The organism is uncultured Psychrobacter sp. (genome assembly GCF_947500265.1).
Lineage (GTDB): Bacteria > Pseudomonadota > Gammaproteobacteria > Pseudomonadales > Moraxellaceae > Psychrobacter.
In genome coordinates this window covers 252,000-266,253 of sequence record NZ_CANMRN010000002.1, presented here as the reverse complement: position 1 = coordinate 266,253, position 14,254 = coordinate 252,000, and the positions used below count along the sequence as shown (strand labels likewise).

Here is a 14,254-nt window from a genome sequence, read left to right as displayed (position 1 = left end):
AATAAAAATAGAATATCGTAAAAAAATAAGGAAATCAGCATGGCATGGACAAGAGAGCAAATGGCGCAACGCGCTGCAAAAGAGCTACAAGATGGCTACTATGTGAACCTAGGCATCGGTCTACCAACGTTGGTCGCCAACTACATTCCTGAAGGCGTGGACGTATGGCTACAATCAGAGAATGGCTTGCTAGGTATTGGTGAGTTCCCTACAGCAGAAAACGTAGATGCGGACTTGATTAATGCGGGCAAGCAAACAGTAACCGCAGAAGCTGGTGCTAGCTATTTTAGTAGCTCAGAGTCTTTTTCAATGATTCGTGGCGGTCATGTCAACTTGGCCATATTGGGTGCAATGGAAGTCTCAGAAAAAGGCGACCTTGCCAACTGGATGATTCCCAAGAAGATGGTTAAAGGCATGGGCGGGGCGATGGATTTGGTCGCAGGTGTGCAGCGTGTGATTGTATTGATGGAGCAAGTCAATAAGCACGGCGACCCAAAAATCTTGGCAAACTGTGAGCTACCATTGACGGGTAAAGGCGTGGTTGATCGTATCGTTACTGAGCTTGCTGTATTAGACGTTACTGATGAAGGACTAAAACTGGTTGAATTAGCAGATGGTGTGAGCTTTGACGAACTACAAGAAAAAACACCAGTAAGTATTATTCAGTAAACTTTGTACAGTAAAGTGACTGTCGTAAGATTAATATGTTTTATCCCGCAAATAAATACGCCACTATGATTATAGTGGCGTATTTGTTCAGTTCAGTTTTATAAAAACTAATAATATTTTAGACCATGATAAGGAATATGTATGGCGACCCAATTAGAACAAGATTTGACAGGCAAAGTAGCATTGGTTACTGGCTCTGCAAGTGGTATCGGACGTGACATCGCTGAAACTTATGCAAAAGCAGGTGCAGCGGTTGGTATTGCCGATATTAATCTCGAAGCAGCACAAAAGACGGTTGATGCTATTGAAGCTGCTGGTGGACGTGCTCTGGCGATTGCCATGGACGTTACCTCAGAAGATGCAGTAAACGATGGTGTACAACAGCTAGTTGATACTTTTGGCAGTATTGATATTTTGGTTTCTAATGCTGGCATTCAGATCATTGATCCTATTGATAAAATGGCGTTTAGCGATTGGAAAAAAATGCTTAACATCCACTTAGATGGCGCTTTTTTGACCACTAAAGCCGCGATTAAGCACATGTATAAAGGCGATAAAGGCGGCACAGTTATTTATATGGGTTCTGCTCATTCGCATGAAGCCTCATTATATAAAGCCCCTTACGTGACTGCTAAGCATGGACTACTAGGACTGTGCCGTGTGTTAGCCAAAGAAGGTGCCGCGCATAAGGTACGCTCGCATGTAATTTGCCCAGGATTTGTCAAAACGCCATTGGTCGAAAAACAAATTCCAGAGCAAGCAGCTGAAAAAGGTATCAGTGAAGAGTCGGTTATTAACGATATTATGCTGGTCAATACCGTAGATAAAGAATTTACGACAGTAAAAGACATTGCCCAATTGGCGCTATTTTTAGCGGCTTTCCCAACCAATGTGTTTACTGGACAATCTATCGTTGCCAGTCATGGTTGGTTTATGAATTAATATATATACAATTTGCCTATACCACAACGTCAGACCTACTGGCGTTGTGGTTTTTTTATGCCTCCAATTCAGCTACACTGTCACGATAGAAGGTTTGGCTAATATACTCATTAACGATATCAGTTGTAAAATACGCAATGAGACAACTTGAGCGATTTGCCAGATCTACCCACTTGTATAGGCCATAATAGTAGCTATGTTTAACTTTATGAAGAAAAAAACCACAAAAACCGAAACGCCTCAGCAGCAGGCAGAGCGTGATAGCGCCGTCGACAAAGTCCTACTTGGATATGAGATAGGTGCTGTCAGTATTGCCACGATGGTCACAGGGCTTGAGCGTGATGGCGAAGCACTTACCTTAGACCTGCGTTTGCCGAAGGATAGCAATCCTGAAGTTATACAACAGGAGCTCGGGCAGTTGCTACATCCGCATGGTATTACGACGATTCATATGAACGTGCGTCTGCCTGCGCCAGAAAAAGGCTCAGGTTCAAGCTTGCCAAAGAAAATGCCAAAGACGATCAATGCGATGGATAGTCAGAGCAAGCCTGCCATTAATCCTGATAGTCATAGCTCTGACAATAGTAATAACGCCGAGCCACCGATTACGAAAGCTGCACCTACCCAAGCGTCATTGGCCGCCCATCCTCGTATCCGTCATATTATTGTTGTGGCATCAGGTAAGGGCGGTGTTGGTAAATCAACCACCACGGTCAATATCGCCTTAGCACTACAAAAGCTTGGCAACCGCGTTGGTGTGCTAGATGCCGATATCTATGGTCCTAGTATGCCAACGATGCTAGGCGTTGCTGATGTGAAGCCGCAACTAGAAAACGAGCAGTTCGTGCCAGTTGATGCGCACGGTATGGCAATGCTCTCTATCGGTAGCTTGCTCGATGGAGATAATACGCCGGTTGCATGGCGTGGACCAAAAGCCACGGGTGCATTGATGCAGCTATATAATCAAACTAACTGGCCGCAGCTAGACTATTTAGTGATTGATATGCCGCCAGGTACGGGTGATATACAGCTGACATTGGCGCAGCGTATTCCTGTCACGGGTGCTGTCATTGTCACGACACCGCAGCATGTTGCCTTGCTCGATGCGCAAAAAGGCGTTGAGATGTTTAACAAAACCAACATTCCTGTGCTTGGGGTGGTTGAAAACATGGCGCTACATACCTGTAGCAACTGTAATCATACCGAAGCGATCTTTGGTACGGGTGGCGGTGAATTCATCGCTGAGCAATATCAGGTACCGCTATTGGGTCAGCTACCACTTGCCAGTGGCATTCGTGCACAAGTTGATAAAGGTGTGCCAAGCGTCTTAGCTGATGATGAGTTTGCACAATATTACCTAGATATTGCCAAAAACATCGAAACCAATATCAATAAATTTGCAAAGCCTGTCGATGATAAGCGGATTTTTTGATGTTGGAGAAGTAGCCTAAGCTGGCGACTTTTAAAGTGAATGTATTGTCTAAAAAGAGGATATCTTGAACTTATCTATTTATCAAAGCCATTTAGACAATACTCCTAAGCAGTATAGAGTCGTACGATTATTTCGTCCGCCGATATACATCATTGAACTCTCAAACAATCAGTTGATTGCCGTTTGCTACTATAAAGATGGCAGTAGCAAACGCTATCAGATTAATGCTGACTTTAGCAATCGCCGAATGGTAATTGCCGATTTTAACAAATTCACAAAGGCTCTCGCTGAGCTGTTAAAAAAGTTTCCAAGTCACTTTTTATGGGTGAGTGCGCTTGCATCAATAGATGTTACAGAAACACTAGTAGATGGATTAACCAATATCGAAGTTAAGGTGATAACTGAAGCGTTTTTTGTGGGTGCTGTACAGGCAAAAAGAAGAGTTTCACATAGCACCGTGAGCTATCAAGGACAGATAGTACCTTTAGAAAAATTTGGCTAGGATGCCGATATCATGAATAAAAGCCACGACAAACCGTATATTGCCGCCAACTTAAAACTGGCAAATCTCGAATATCTTATCCAAAATGGTCAGCCTGTTTTTGGTGTTTTCTCCCAAGTCAAAAGTATCAACTACTTAGACTATTATAGTCATCTCATTTCACAAAAATCCTTACCTAACTGGCGTAAAGAACTAAAAGCCAACCAATTCTGTTTCATTCAGATACTCCAGCCCCCGTATCGAGTGTGCCTCGCGCTCGCAACGATTAAGCTTGCGACTAGTGCTTTCGTTTACATTTATAATGAGGATACGCAGCAGCTGGAAGTCTGTGAGGCGCTACAGCCTTTGACGCATCATACGCACTTAGACGGTGATGGTTATCAAGGGCAGATGGCATTTACACATACAAAGCTTAGCGTCACCTTAGATTTTAGTCCTGCTCAGATGACTATTGCGCTCGACAGTCAGTATGTTGCAATAGCGGCAGCGTTAGCACGAAGCGCACAACCGTTAGCCATATGTACGCCGACTGGTAGGCGTGGCTGGACGTTTACGCAAAAAGAACCATTGACCGCACTATCTGGGCATTTACTTATTAAAACCAAGTCAAAATTTTATACTGATGCTCCTGACGCTCAACCTCAAAAAATAACTTTCACCGATGCCACTATTGCCAATCTAGATTGGACGCTCGGCTATATGCGTCATGAGACCAATTGGTTTTGGAGCTGTATCACTAGCTATTTGTCAGATGGCCGTCGCTTTTTGCTCAATCTGTCTATGGGTGTCAATGAGACAGGAGCCAGTGAAAATGCTTGCTGGCTTGATGGGCAGATATTCTATTTGCCACCCGTTATGTTTGCTCGTGAGGGTTCAAATATTCGATCAAGTCAGCCAGACAGTCTTAAGACAAGTATAGAAAGTGTAGAAACTGACGCTAGCGCCACAAAGCCGTGGCGTATTTATCATCAAAATCTAGGGTGGAGCAATGTCGATATTGATTTAAGCTTTACACCGATTGCCGTCTATAAAAAGACTGATAATTTTGGTGTGATAGCCAGTATCTTTGAGCAATGGATAGGTTTTTATAGTGGTGAAATTCGAATAAGAGATGAAGTCATTAGGCTTGATAATGTCATGGGGCTCGCAGAAGATCATTTTGCCAAATGGTAGCTTCTAAAATATAAGATGGGGATAAATGAGATTATTGGCTGTATTCAGTTTTAAGTAGCCGCTCCTCTATAAATTTTGCCATCAATTCCGTATAATCGTCGCTATCAAAATACTGTTATCATAACCGCTATTAAATATTTGCTAAGGAACAACAATGTCTATCAAGTCTGACCGCTGGATTCGTAAAATGGCCGAAGAGCATGGCATGATTGAACCATTTGAAGCCGGTCAAGTGCGCTTCAACGATGCAGGCGAGCGCTTGGTGAGCTATGGTACGTCAAGCTATGGTTATGACGTGCGCTGTGCCCCTGAGTTTAAAGTCTTTACCAACGTACATTCAGTCGTCGTTGATCCTAAAAACTTCGATGAAAAAAGTTTTATTGATATCGTTGGTGACGAGTGTATTATTCCACCAAACTCATTCGCGCTAGCACGTACCATGGAGTATTTCCGTATTCCGCGTGATGTATTGACTATTTGCCTAGGTAAGTCGACTTATGCGCGCTGTGGTATTATCGTCAACGTGACACCGCTTGAGCCAGAGTGGGAAGGGCACGTCACTTTAGAATTTAGTAATACCACCAATCTACCAGCCCGTATCTATGCTGGTGAAGGCGTCGCGCAAATGCTATTTTTCCAAAGTGATGCTGATGACGTTTGTGAGACCAGTTATAAAGATCGCGGTGGTAAATACCAAGGTCAACGCGGTGTGACGTTGCCAAGAACCTAATCAGTAAGTGCTTGGAAAGAGCTTATCAGTTATAGAAGTTAATAAGCCTTTAAATAGTTAATAAAAAAGCTAGTCATATTAAATATGGCTAGCTTTTTTATTGTGTTAAATAGAACTGGTCTACGGTTCTATTTACTTCCAGAATTTTTATTTTAAGACCTTTAAACCCGCTTTATTATCGCGCTTTGGTTTAGGGGTTTTAATAGCGCTGTTGTTAGACATTGGCGCTGAATCGTCTTCTGGCTGATAGTTGTCATACTCTTTTGGATCAAAGAACATCCCTTGCGAGTTCTCTTTAGCATAGATACCCATCACAGCAGTAAGCGGTATCCAGATTTCTTGTGATACACCACCGAAGCGTGCGCTAAAATGAATATAGTCGTTTTCCATACTCATGTTACCCGTAGCACGGCTGGCAATATTTAATACGATACGACCGTCTTGCACATGTTCGGTTGGTATTTGCACATTGTCAGCCGTGGCATCGACCATCAAGTATGGTGTCAGAGCGTTGTCTTCTATCCATTGATATAGTGCGCGTACCATATAAGGACGGGTAGGTGTAATAGAGGTGGTTTCGCTCATCTAATGATTTCCTATACTAATAATTTTTAATAATGAAAAATATCTCGTTCAGCAATTTATCAAATGACAGATGCTAATTAACATCTATCTTATTTATACTTTATTTTAGGACAGCTTTCGATACTTGTCTAATCAACGCACGCTTTTTTGGAAGCTACTACGCTCAAACACTCTCGTTTGGTATTCAAACAATGGACGGCTAATGGCACGTGGCAGCTCAATACCCATCTCATCTAATCGCCATAATAGTGGCGCTAATAACACGTCACACCAGCCAAACTCATCAGCCATAAAATAAGGCTTATGAGCGAACAGCGGTGACAGAGTAATTAACGAATCACTGAGCTGTTTTTTGGCAATGGCAGCCTGTGCTTTATTAAAGCTATCTGGATGCGTCAGCAGACGTTTGCCAAGTACTAACCAATCACGCTGAATGCGCCAAGCCAATTGGCGAAACTGTGCACGCTCTTGCGGTGTCTCAGGAAGCAATTTGTTTGTGTGATAACGCTCTTCAAGGTACTCAAAAATGACGTTAATCTCATAAAGCGCAATCTCACGCTGCTGCAAAACAGGCAAGGTATGATAAGGGTTTAGCTCAGTCAAATCTTCAGGGCGCTCAGAATGTAAGCGAGACAAATAGTAAGCGAGCTTTTTTTCTTCAAGTAATAGGCGTACCACATGACTGTCGTAGCCGTCATCAGCATACAAAATTAGCTGACTACTTGGAATGTCATTCGCATCAATCATGAAAGCCTAATGTTAATAGTGAAGGTTGTCATCGTAAACAAACTCGCAACGTTTATCAAGGTAGTGTACGTAAACATTAGCGCTGAGCGACTTATTTTACGGCATATCTAGTATTTATGCTCTATATCAAGGCACAAAAAAGGCACTACCGAAGTAGTGCCTTTTTTATTTCTCAGAACTATCTGCTGACTATGACTTATTTAACATCTTTCCAGAATTCTTTATTCAATAAGTAAACTGGGATGAGCAGTACTAATAAGAATAGAATTACGAAGAAACCAATTACTTGACGGTCGTGACGAGCAGGTTCACCCATCCACGCCATAAAGTTAACCAAGTCACCAACTTCAGATTCAAACTCTTCTTGGCTCAACTCTTCTTGCATGTTATGCAATACATGAGGCATCGCTGCATTGGCCAGTACTAAGTTATTCGCGCCCCAAGGACGGCTTGGATCTTCATAGAACGACAGTAGGTAAGTATATACCCAGTCGTCGCCACGCAGACGTGTCTCAAGTGATAAATCAGGAGGCGCTGCGCCAAACCAAGATGCTTGAATCTCAGGATCGATTTCAGCAGTAATGTGGTCACCGATTTGATCGGTAGTAACCATCAAATACTTTTCAACCAGCTCAGGCGGTATCTCTAAATCTTTGGCAATGCGTGAGTGACGAACGTACTTGGCTGAGTGACACCCAGCACAGTAGTTCATAAAGATTTTTGCACCGTTTTGTAGCGAGCCCTTATTGGTAAAATCAATAGGAGCAGTACTACAAGCCAAATGCTCTTCAACACCTTCAGCGTTAGTAAACGTGCCACATCCGTGACCCCCAGCCGCCATTGCCGTACCAGCAGTCAACGTCAATGCCGCGCCTAAGCCTAGACCAGCTAGGGATTTAATTAGCGTGCTCATTAGTGACCTCCGGTAACGCGTTCTGGTGGCTGTTTACACTTCTCGATGGCAGTGTAGAACGGCATCAGTAAGAAGAACAAGAAATATAGAATCGTGAATACACGAGCCATGATAGTTGCCGTTGGGGTAGCAGGCGTCGCACCCAAGTAGCCCAATACAACAAAGCTAATAGCAAATACAGTAAGCGCGATTTTAGACAAGATACCTTTGTAACGCATAGAGCGTACAGGCGATCTATCAAGCCATGGAATCAAGAACAATACAGCAATTGCAGCACCCATTGCGATAACACCACCAAGCTTATCAGGAACAGCACGCAAGATAGCGTAGAAAGGCGTGTAGTACCATACTGGTGCAATATGCGCTGGTGTTTTCAGTGAGTTCGCTGTCTCAAAGTTTGGTGGCTCAAGGAAGAAACCGCCGCCTTCTGGGAAGAAGAATACCACTGCAAAGAAACAGATAAAGAATACTACGATACCAACCATGTCATGCACAGTGTAGTACGGATGGAATTCGATACCGTCTAAAGGCACACCATTTTTGTCTTTTAGCTTTTTGATGTCGATGCCATCAGGGTTGTTTGAACCCACATGGTGCAACGCCACAATATGCATAAATACTAGGCCCACGAGTACTAATGGAATAGCAACAACGTGTAGAGCAAAGAAACGGTTTAGAGTAATACCAGAGATGATATAGTCACCACGTACCCATTCAGCAAGGCCATCACCAATAACAGGCAGCGCTGCAGGTAAGTTCAAGATAACCTGTGCACCCCAGAATGACATGTTGCCCCAAGGTAGTAGGTAACCGAAGAAACCTTCTGCCATAAGTGCTAGGTAGATACCCATACCGATGAGCCAGATAAGCTCACGAGGTTTTTGGTATGAACCGTATAACAAGGCTCTAAACATATGCAGGTATACAACGACGAAAAACGCAGATGCGCCGGTTGAGTGCATATAGCGAATGAGCCAACCACCTTTTACGTCACGCATGATGTATTCAACAGACGCAAATGCCCCTTCGGCACTTGGGTTGTACATCATCGTAAGCCATATACCAGTCACCAATTGGTTGACCAATACAATCATTGATAGCACGCCAAAGAAGTACCAGAAGTTAAAGTTCTTTGGTGCGTAGTACTTTGACATATGGTATTCATAGGTTTCGGTCGCTGGAAAACGCGCGTCCACCCAATGCATTAACTTTTTACCCATACTCATATTAAGCCTCCCCAACCGTCAAGATGGTACCATCCATACCATATTCTGGAACGGGTAAATTAAGTGGTGCAGGAACGCCACTATATACGCGACCTGCTAAGTCATATTTTGACCCGTGACACGGACAGAAAAATCCGCCGTACCAATCATTACCACCTAAATCTACCGCGCCCACATCAGGACGGTAGTTTGGTGCACAGCCCAAATGTGTGCAAACGCCTTCGACAACCAATACGGTTGGATCTAAAGAGCGAGTAGGATTTTTGCAATATTCAGGTTGTAGAGACGCATCAGACTCAGGATCAGATAATAGAGGTTTGACTGACTCTAGTCCTGCAACCATGTCTTCGGTGCGCTTAACCACATAAATAGGTTTACCACGGTACTTGACGACGATCATTTGTCCATCTTCGATAGAACCAATATCTTGGGTCACTGCAGCCCCTGCAGCCTCAGCTTTAGCGCTTGGGTACCAAGAACGGACAAAAGGTGTCGCCACGGCAGCTACCCCAGCTGCACCAATCGCGGCAGTTGAGGCAATAAGAACTCTACGGCGTTGTACATTAACGCCTTCGGCTTGGCTCATTAATACTTCCTCCAGGTGAATGAAATGGGATTATCCCACACTGGGTTTGTGGCTTAGAAAATATACAATATCAAGCCACTTTAGCTGTGCCTAATTTTGCTAATTGTTGCTATTCTAAGCTATTTCGGTGATAAAATAAATTATTGCGTTAAAAATAAAGCAACCTCAATAGGACATATTAGAAGGTTGAATATGACAATCAAACCAAAACAGTTGGATTATCAACGTTTAACGCTAACTTTGCTTTAACAAGGATTATGATGTGATGACCTTATAAATAATAAGGATTTTCAGCAATAGCGAATGATACTTGAAATTAAGGTAATGTTCACTAACTTTCACCATCTAACTACTTTGTAAGTTGCTGTAAAACAAATATCACCACTCTACATAATAAAGTGGTGATGTCTTCATAATAATTAATAATGTTTTGTCAGGCTATCAGAAACTTGTTCATCAAAATACGCAATGCACAGTGCACATGTGATATTCCAATAAACTCAGCTAGAGAATTGCCAATACTAGCCTTCAAGCTCACTCCAACGTTCAAGCTTGTGCATCATCTCATCTTCGATGGTTAGGAGACGCTCACTAGCAGCTGTCGCCGCATCAAAGTCAGTATTGAACCAAGATCCATCGGCCAACTTTTCTTGCAATTGAATTTGTTCGGCTTCGAGTGCAGCGATTTCTTTTGGCAAGTTATCCAGTTCACGTTGATCATTATAATTTAGCTTTTTGGCTGCCTTATTTGGTTTCGCTGCTGTGCCAGACTTGTTTGTCGCTTTACTGCTTGCTGCATTGTTGGCAGGTGCTTTGGCAGCACGGGATGCTTCTTCACGGTTCTTTTGTACGAGGTACTCTTGATAACCACCTACATACTCACTAACAGTGCCTTTACCATCTTCATCTTCGCCAAATACCCACGTAGAGGTAACGACGTTATCCATGAATGAACGATCATGACTGATTAGCAAAATCGTACCACCAAAGCTGGCGACTGACTCTTCTAATAGCTCAAGTGTTGCCATGTCTAAATCGTTGGTCGGCTCATCGAGTACCAAAATATTGGCAGGTTTCAATAACTGCTTGGCCAGTAGTACTCGGTTACGCTCACCACCAGACAGTGCTTTGACAGGTGTACGTGCGCGCTCTGGGGCAAATAAGAAGTCTTGCAAGTAGCTCATGATGTGCGTCTTACGGCCACCAACTTCGACAAAGTCAGAACCTTCCGAAACGTTTTGCGCAACGCTCGCCTCAAGATCTAACTGATCACGCAGCTGATCAAAAAAGGCGATTTTTAAATTAGTTCCTAATTCGACACTACCCGACTTAGTGACTTCGTCATCAGACATGTCGAGTAGGGCTTTAATAAGCGTAGTTTTACCCGCACCATTAGGACCGACAATACCAATCTTATCGCCACGCATAATAGTAGTCGTAAAATCATCTACCAAGACGTTGCCGTCATATTCAAGATGTAAGTTTTTAACTTTACAGACAAGCTTACCGCTTTTCTCGCCTTGACCCATGGTGATGTTTACATTGCCTACTTGCTCACGGCGATCGCTACGCTCTTCACGTAAGGCTTTTAGTTCACGTACACGGCCTTCGTTACGAGTGCGACGTGCTTTGATACCTTGGCGAATCCAAACTTCTTCTTGTGCCAGTTTTTTATCAAAGTTGGCATTGTTCTTTTCTTCAGCCTGCAACTGTAGTTCTTTTAGCTCTTGGTAGCGTGCGTAGCCACCTTCGCCTTGTGTTACGTCGTAGCTGGTCAATTGGCCACGGTCAAGCTCAATAATGCGAGTCGAAAGTTTATTTACGAAAGCTCTATCATGAGTCACGAACAACAACGTCAAGCCTTGCCAGTCAAGCAAAAAGCGCTCTAACCATTCGATACTTTCGACATCCAAATGGTTGGTTGGCTCATCTAGGAGTAGCACATCAGGCTTGGTAACTAGCGCACGAGCAAGTAACACGCGACGCTTACGACCACCAGATAGTGATGATAAGTCGTCTTCTGGATTAAGGCCCATGGTCGTAATCAGACGCATGGCATCGCGCTCCAAGTCCCAACCATGCACCGCATCGATATCATGCTGTAGGGTCGCCATGTGCTCACAGGCATCCATATCGCCATTCGCGCACATATCGACTTGCTTGTTATAGTTAATGAGCAAATCAGCCGTGCGACGACTGCCGCCCATAACGATGTCTAATATGCGACCGCTAGTCTCAGGAACGTCTTGCTCTAGCATCGCTACACGCATGCTACTGTTGGTAATAATCTCGCCACTGTCAGGCTGCAATGAGCCATTGATCAGTTTAAACAAAGTAGATTTACCTTCGCCGTTTCGGCCAATCAAGCACACACGCTCGCCTGTATTGATAGAAAAATCAACACCATCAAGAACAGGCGCGACGCCAAAGGCTAAGTGAATGTCTTTTAAATGAATCAGTGCCATAGAGTATCTTAAGCTTATATAATAGTGAGGTAGGGGTTGTTGCAAAATTGCCTGCAGTATAACATGCCACCGCGTCACTGTAGTGCGAGTAAATAGTTTTAACAGTACTATTTATTGTTTTTACTAACTGCTGCTATTTAATGACTATGATTATAGATTTATCGCTAATCTATAGTACTCTTCAAACTCCTTTCAATCTAATATTTACTATAATTTAGAGAAAAATATGAACCAACCTAAAACTACAGACGATACTTCTGATATTCAAAATGATTTGCAAGCCCAAGTAGTCGATCTGCAAATGAGCCTCGCGCACCTTGAAGTAACCGTCGAACGACTGGATGACGTAATCACGCGACAAGACAAAGATATTCATACACTGCAACGTCAACTACAGCTTATTTATAAACAGATTGAGGGTCAGGATACGGAAAGTGGTATTGCACCATTTGATGTACTGGCAGACAGACCACCACATTATTAATAAGTAGAACTTAGAGAGAAAAGCTTCTAATAACAGAAAATATATACGTATTTTTATATATAGATACTGTCTGATGACTATGTGGTCATAACATAGAAATAATGTGTTTTTGTAGTTGTTTTAGTGTTAAAAAATCTTTACTATCTTCCACCTCGGATGCTGATTACCTATCAATACTTGGTAAACAGTAAAACAATGCGGATGTTTGGAGATATAAAATGCGCCACACCTTTCATTTAAAAACTCTTGCAGTAGCTATTGCTACTCTTTCTGTTGCTAGCGTCGCTAGTGCTGCTGGTCTTGATCGCTCAGGCCAAGATATCACCGCATTCCTACAAGACGGCACTTATGCAGAAGCTGTCTACACTTATATCGATGCTGACGTTACTGGTAAAGATACATCAGGTAATAAAATCGATGATATCGCAGAGTCTTATGACTTTTTCCGTTATGGTGTAAAAACAGATATCAATGAAACTTTCAGCATTGGCGTGTTGTATGACGAGCCTTTTGGTGCTGCCGCTGATTATAGTGGTGATAATAATTTTGTAGATAATGGAGACAATGCGGTATTGACTGGCTTCGGTCTATCGCCTGCTGGGAATGGTGAAGGCACCAATGTAGAAGTACGTACAGAAAACATTACTGGTATCCTTGGTGCAAAATTTGGTCAAAATAAAAACTTCCAAGTATACGGTGGCCCAGTTGCTCAGCGCGTAGAAGCAGATGTAAGATTGCGTGGACAAGCGTACTCTGCAGCAGATGGCTATACTACTCATATCAGTGCCGATCAAGATTATGGCTATATCGCAGGTGTGGCTTATAGCAAGCCTGAAATTGCATTAAAGGTAGCATTAACGTATCGTTCAGAGATTGACCATACTATGGATATCTCTGAGACATATCCAGTTGCAGGTGCTCTAGCTAGAAATCCAGCAGCAGCCAGTCAAAATGGTGTTGTGGATGTCACTACGCCTGAATCAGTAAACTTTGATTTTCAAACCGGTATTAATCCTACGACATTAGCTACGGCTAAAATACGTTGGGTGCCATGGTCTGATTTTGCAATCACTCCGCCATTATACAATGGTGTGAGCAAAAGTCTGTTGGGTCTAGGGGCTTCTGGCATTCCTCCAGAAGGCTTAGACTTAATTAGTTATGATGAAGACCAGTGGCAAGTAGAGCTAGGCCTTGCTAAACGTCTAGCACCAGCTCTTGCCATTAGCGGCACTGTAGGTTGGGATAGTGGTGCAGGTAACCCAGTATCTTCACTAGGACCTATCGAAGGCTATTATAGTGCTGGTCTTGGTGCCAAATACAATGTAACCGAAAGCTGGGCAGTATCTGCTGGTGGTAAGTATTTATGGTTCGGTGATGCCGAAGGTCAAATTCCAAGTAAAACGATTGTTAGTGATTTCGAGAGCAATGATGGTTTTGTACTTGGTGTAAAAGTTTCTTATCAAGCTCAATAATTTGCATCTTAGTTATATAGCAAAACTTCTAAATGTTATTAATAAAAAAGCGACTCTTTATGGGTCGCTTTTTTTGTGAACGATTTTTTAACGAAAATATATTTTGAAAATTTCAAGTAAGAATGAGAGTTTATCTTCTGACTATGGGCGCTATCTCAAAATCATACTAAAGATAATAAGTAAACGACATTGTTCTATTTATATCTTATTTGTACTGTTCAGTCATAATTAAGAAATAAAGCACTTTAATTGTTGTTTTAGTGTCAAAAAGGCATTAGTATTCAACTTAGGACACGACTTTGATAACTTCAATGTTAAGCGCAGCAAT

At 42.7% G+C, this 14,254-nt stretch carries 14 protein-coding genes; 8 read left to right on the top strand and 6 right to left on the bottom strand.

Features of this window, described 5'->3' with window-relative positions; genetic code table 11:
* Nucleotides 1-39: 39 nt before the first annotated feature.
* The 6 genes from Q0788_RS03705 (at nt 40) to dcd (ending at nt 5,448) form a co-directional block, all read left to right on the top strand.
* Nucleotides 40-669, top strand: a complete 630-nt coding sequence (locus Q0788_RS03705) for a 3-oxoacid CoA-transferase subunit B (RefSeq protein WP_298807973.1) — start codon at nt 40-42, stop codon at nt 667-669.
* Nucleotides 670-810: 141 nt separating this feature from the next.
* On the top strand, nt 811-1,611 hold the full coding sequence (locus Q0788_RS03700) for a 3-hydroxybutyrate dehydrogenase (RefSeq protein ID WP_298807972.1): 801 nt from the start codon (nt 811-813) through the stop codon (nt 1,609-1,611).
* Nucleotides 1,612-1,807: 196 nt separating this feature from the next.
* The gene (gene apbC / locus Q0788_RS03695; RefSeq protein ID WP_298807970.1) at nt 1,808-3,043 is read left to right on the top strand and encodes an iron-sulfur cluster carrier protein ApbC; all 1,236 of its coding nucleotides are present in this window, start codon (nt 1,808-1,810) and stop codon (nt 3,041-3,043) included.
* Nucleotides 3,044-3,107: 64 nt separating this feature from the next.
* Complete coding sequence (locus Q0788_RS03690) at nt 3,108-3,545, top strand: hypothetical protein (RefSeq protein ID WP_298807968.1); 438 nt, start codon at nt 3,108-3,110, stop codon at nt 3,543-3,545.
* A 12-nt stretch (nt 3,546-3,557) separates the two neighbouring features.
* Nucleotides 3,558-4,718 carry a DUF2804 domain-containing protein gene (locus Q0788_RS03685; protein WP_298807966.1) on the top strand — a complete coding sequence of 387 codons (1,161 nt, stop codon included), beginning with the start codon at nt 3,558-3,560 and terminating at the stop codon, nt 4,716-4,718.
* A 154-nt stretch (nt 4,719-4,872) separates the two neighbouring features.
* Nucleotides 4,873-5,448: a dCTP deaminase gene (dcd, locus tag Q0788_RS03680; RefSeq protein ID WP_010199897.1), complete on the top strand. Its 576-nt coding sequence runs from the start codon at nt 4,873-4,875 to the stop codon at nt 5,446-5,448.
* Between the two features lie 147 nt (nt 5,449-5,595).
* Here dcd and Q0788_RS03675 read toward each other — a convergent pair whose 3' ends face one another.
* From Q0788_RS03675 to Q0788_RS03650, 6 genes are all read right to left on the bottom strand, one after another.
* Nucleotides 5,596-6,033 (bottom strand): ClpXP protease specificity-enhancing factor, encoded by a 438-nt coding sequence (locus Q0788_RS03675; RefSeq protein WP_298807960.1) that lies wholly within the window; start codon nt 6,031-6,033, stop codon nt 5,596-5,598.
* Between the two features lie 132 nt (nt 6,034-6,165).
* Nucleotides 6,166-6,780 (bottom strand): glutathione S-transferase N-terminal domain-containing protein, encoded by a 615-nt coding sequence (locus Q0788_RS03670; RefSeq protein WP_057759299.1) that lies wholly within the window; start codon nt 6,778-6,780, stop codon nt 6,166-6,168.
* Between the two features lie 196 nt (nt 6,781-6,976).
* Nucleotides 6,977-7,693 carry a cytochrome c1 gene (locus tag Q0788_RS03665; protein ID WP_298807958.1) on the bottom strand — a complete coding sequence of 239 codons (717 nt, stop codon included), beginning with the start codon at nt 7,691-7,693 and terminating at the stop codon, nt 6,977-6,979.
* Entirely contained in the window at nt 7,693-8,898 is a 1,206-nt protein-coding gene (locus tag Q0788_RS03660; protein ID WP_178379291.1) for a cytochrome bc complex cytochrome b subunit, read from the bottom strand. The genes Q0788_RS03665 and Q0788_RS03660 overlap by 1 nt, the downstream gene beginning before the upstream one ends.
* Before the next feature lie 22 nt (nt 8,899-8,920).
* The gene (petA, locus tag Q0788_RS03655; protein ID WP_057759305.1) at nt 8,921-9,505 is read right to left on the bottom strand and encodes a ubiquinol-cytochrome c reductase iron-sulfur subunit; all 585 of its coding nucleotides are present in this window, start codon (nt 9,503-9,505) and stop codon (nt 8,921-8,923) included.
* A 521-nt stretch (nt 9,506-10,026) separates the two neighbouring features.
* Complete coding sequence (locus Q0788_RS03650; RefSeq protein ID WP_298807956.1) at nt 10,027-11,970, bottom strand: ATP-binding cassette domain-containing protein; 1,944 nt, start codon at nt 11,968-11,970, stop codon at nt 10,027-10,029.
* A 226-nt stretch (nt 11,971-12,196) separates the two neighbouring features.
* Between Q0788_RS03650 and Q0788_RS03645 the strand changes: the two genes are divergently transcribed.
* Together Q0788_RS03645 and Q0788_RS03640 are read left to right on the top strand one after the other, a co-directional pair.
* Complete coding sequence (locus tag Q0788_RS03645) at nt 12,197-12,454, top strand: SlyX family protein (RefSeq protein ID WP_298807955.1); 258 nt, start codon at nt 12,197-12,199, stop codon at nt 12,452-12,454.
* A gap of 218 nt (nt 12,455-12,672) precedes the next feature.
* Entirely contained in the window at nt 12,673-13,926 is a 1,254-nt protein-coding gene (locus Q0788_RS03640) for an OmpP1/FadL family transporter (RefSeq protein WP_298807954.1), read from the top strand.
* Nucleotides 13,927-14,254: the final 328 nt, after the last annotated feature.

What these genes read in the sequence shown, in the direction of transcription:
- petA (WP_057759305.1), bottom strand. Translation starts at nt 9,505, where the DNA reads ATGAGCCAAGCCGAAGGCGTTAATGTACAACGCCGTAGAGTTCTTATT.
- apbC (WP_298807970.1), top strand. Translation starts at nt 1,808, where the DNA reads ATGTTTAACTTTATGAAGAAAAAAACCACAAAAACCGAAACGCCTCAG.
- Q0788_RS03700 (WP_298807972.1), top strand. Translation starts at nt 811, where the DNA reads ATGGCGACCCAATTAGAACAAGATTTGACAGGCAAAGTAGCATTGGTT.
- Q0788_RS03650 (WP_298807956.1), bottom strand. Translation starts at nt 11,970, where the DNA reads ATGGCACTGATTCATTTAAAAGACATTCACTTAGCCTTTGGCGTCGCG.
- Q0788_RS03705 (WP_298807973.1), top strand. Translation starts at nt 40, where the DNA reads ATGGCATGGACAAGAGAGCAAATGGCGCAACGCGCTGCAAAAGAGCTA.
- Q0788_RS03665 (WP_298807958.1), bottom strand. Translation starts at nt 7,693, where the DNA reads ATGAGCACGCTAATTAAATCCCTAGCTGGTCTAGGCTTAGGCGCGGCA.
- Q0788_RS03670 (WP_057759299.1), bottom strand. Translation starts at nt 6,780, where the DNA reads ATGATTGATGCGAATGACATTCCAAGTAGTCAGCTAATTTTGTATGCT.
- Q0788_RS03645 (WP_298807955.1), top strand. Translation starts at nt 12,197, where the DNA reads ATGAACCAACCTAAAACTACAGACGATACTTCTGATATTCAAAATGAT.
- Q0788_RS03685 (WP_298807966.1), top strand. Translation starts at nt 3,558, where the DNA reads ATGAATAAAAGCCACGACAAACCGTATATTGCCGCCAACTTAAAACTG.
- Q0788_RS03660 (WP_178379291.1), bottom strand. Translation starts at nt 8,898, where the DNA reads ATGCATTGGGTGGACGCGCGTTTTCCAGCGACCGAAACCTATGAATAC.
- Q0788_RS03640 (WP_298807954.1), top strand. Translation starts at nt 12,673, where the DNA reads ATGCGCCACACCTTTCATTTAAAAACTCTTGCAGTAGCTATTGCTACT.
- Q0788_RS03675 (WP_298807960.1), bottom strand. Translation starts at nt 6,033, where the DNA reads ATGAGCGAAACCACCTCTATTACACCTACCCGTCCTTATATGGTACGC.
- dcd (WP_010199897.1), top strand. Translation starts at nt 4,873, where the DNA reads ATGTCTATCAAGTCTGACCGCTGGATTCGTAAAATGGCCGAAGAGCAT.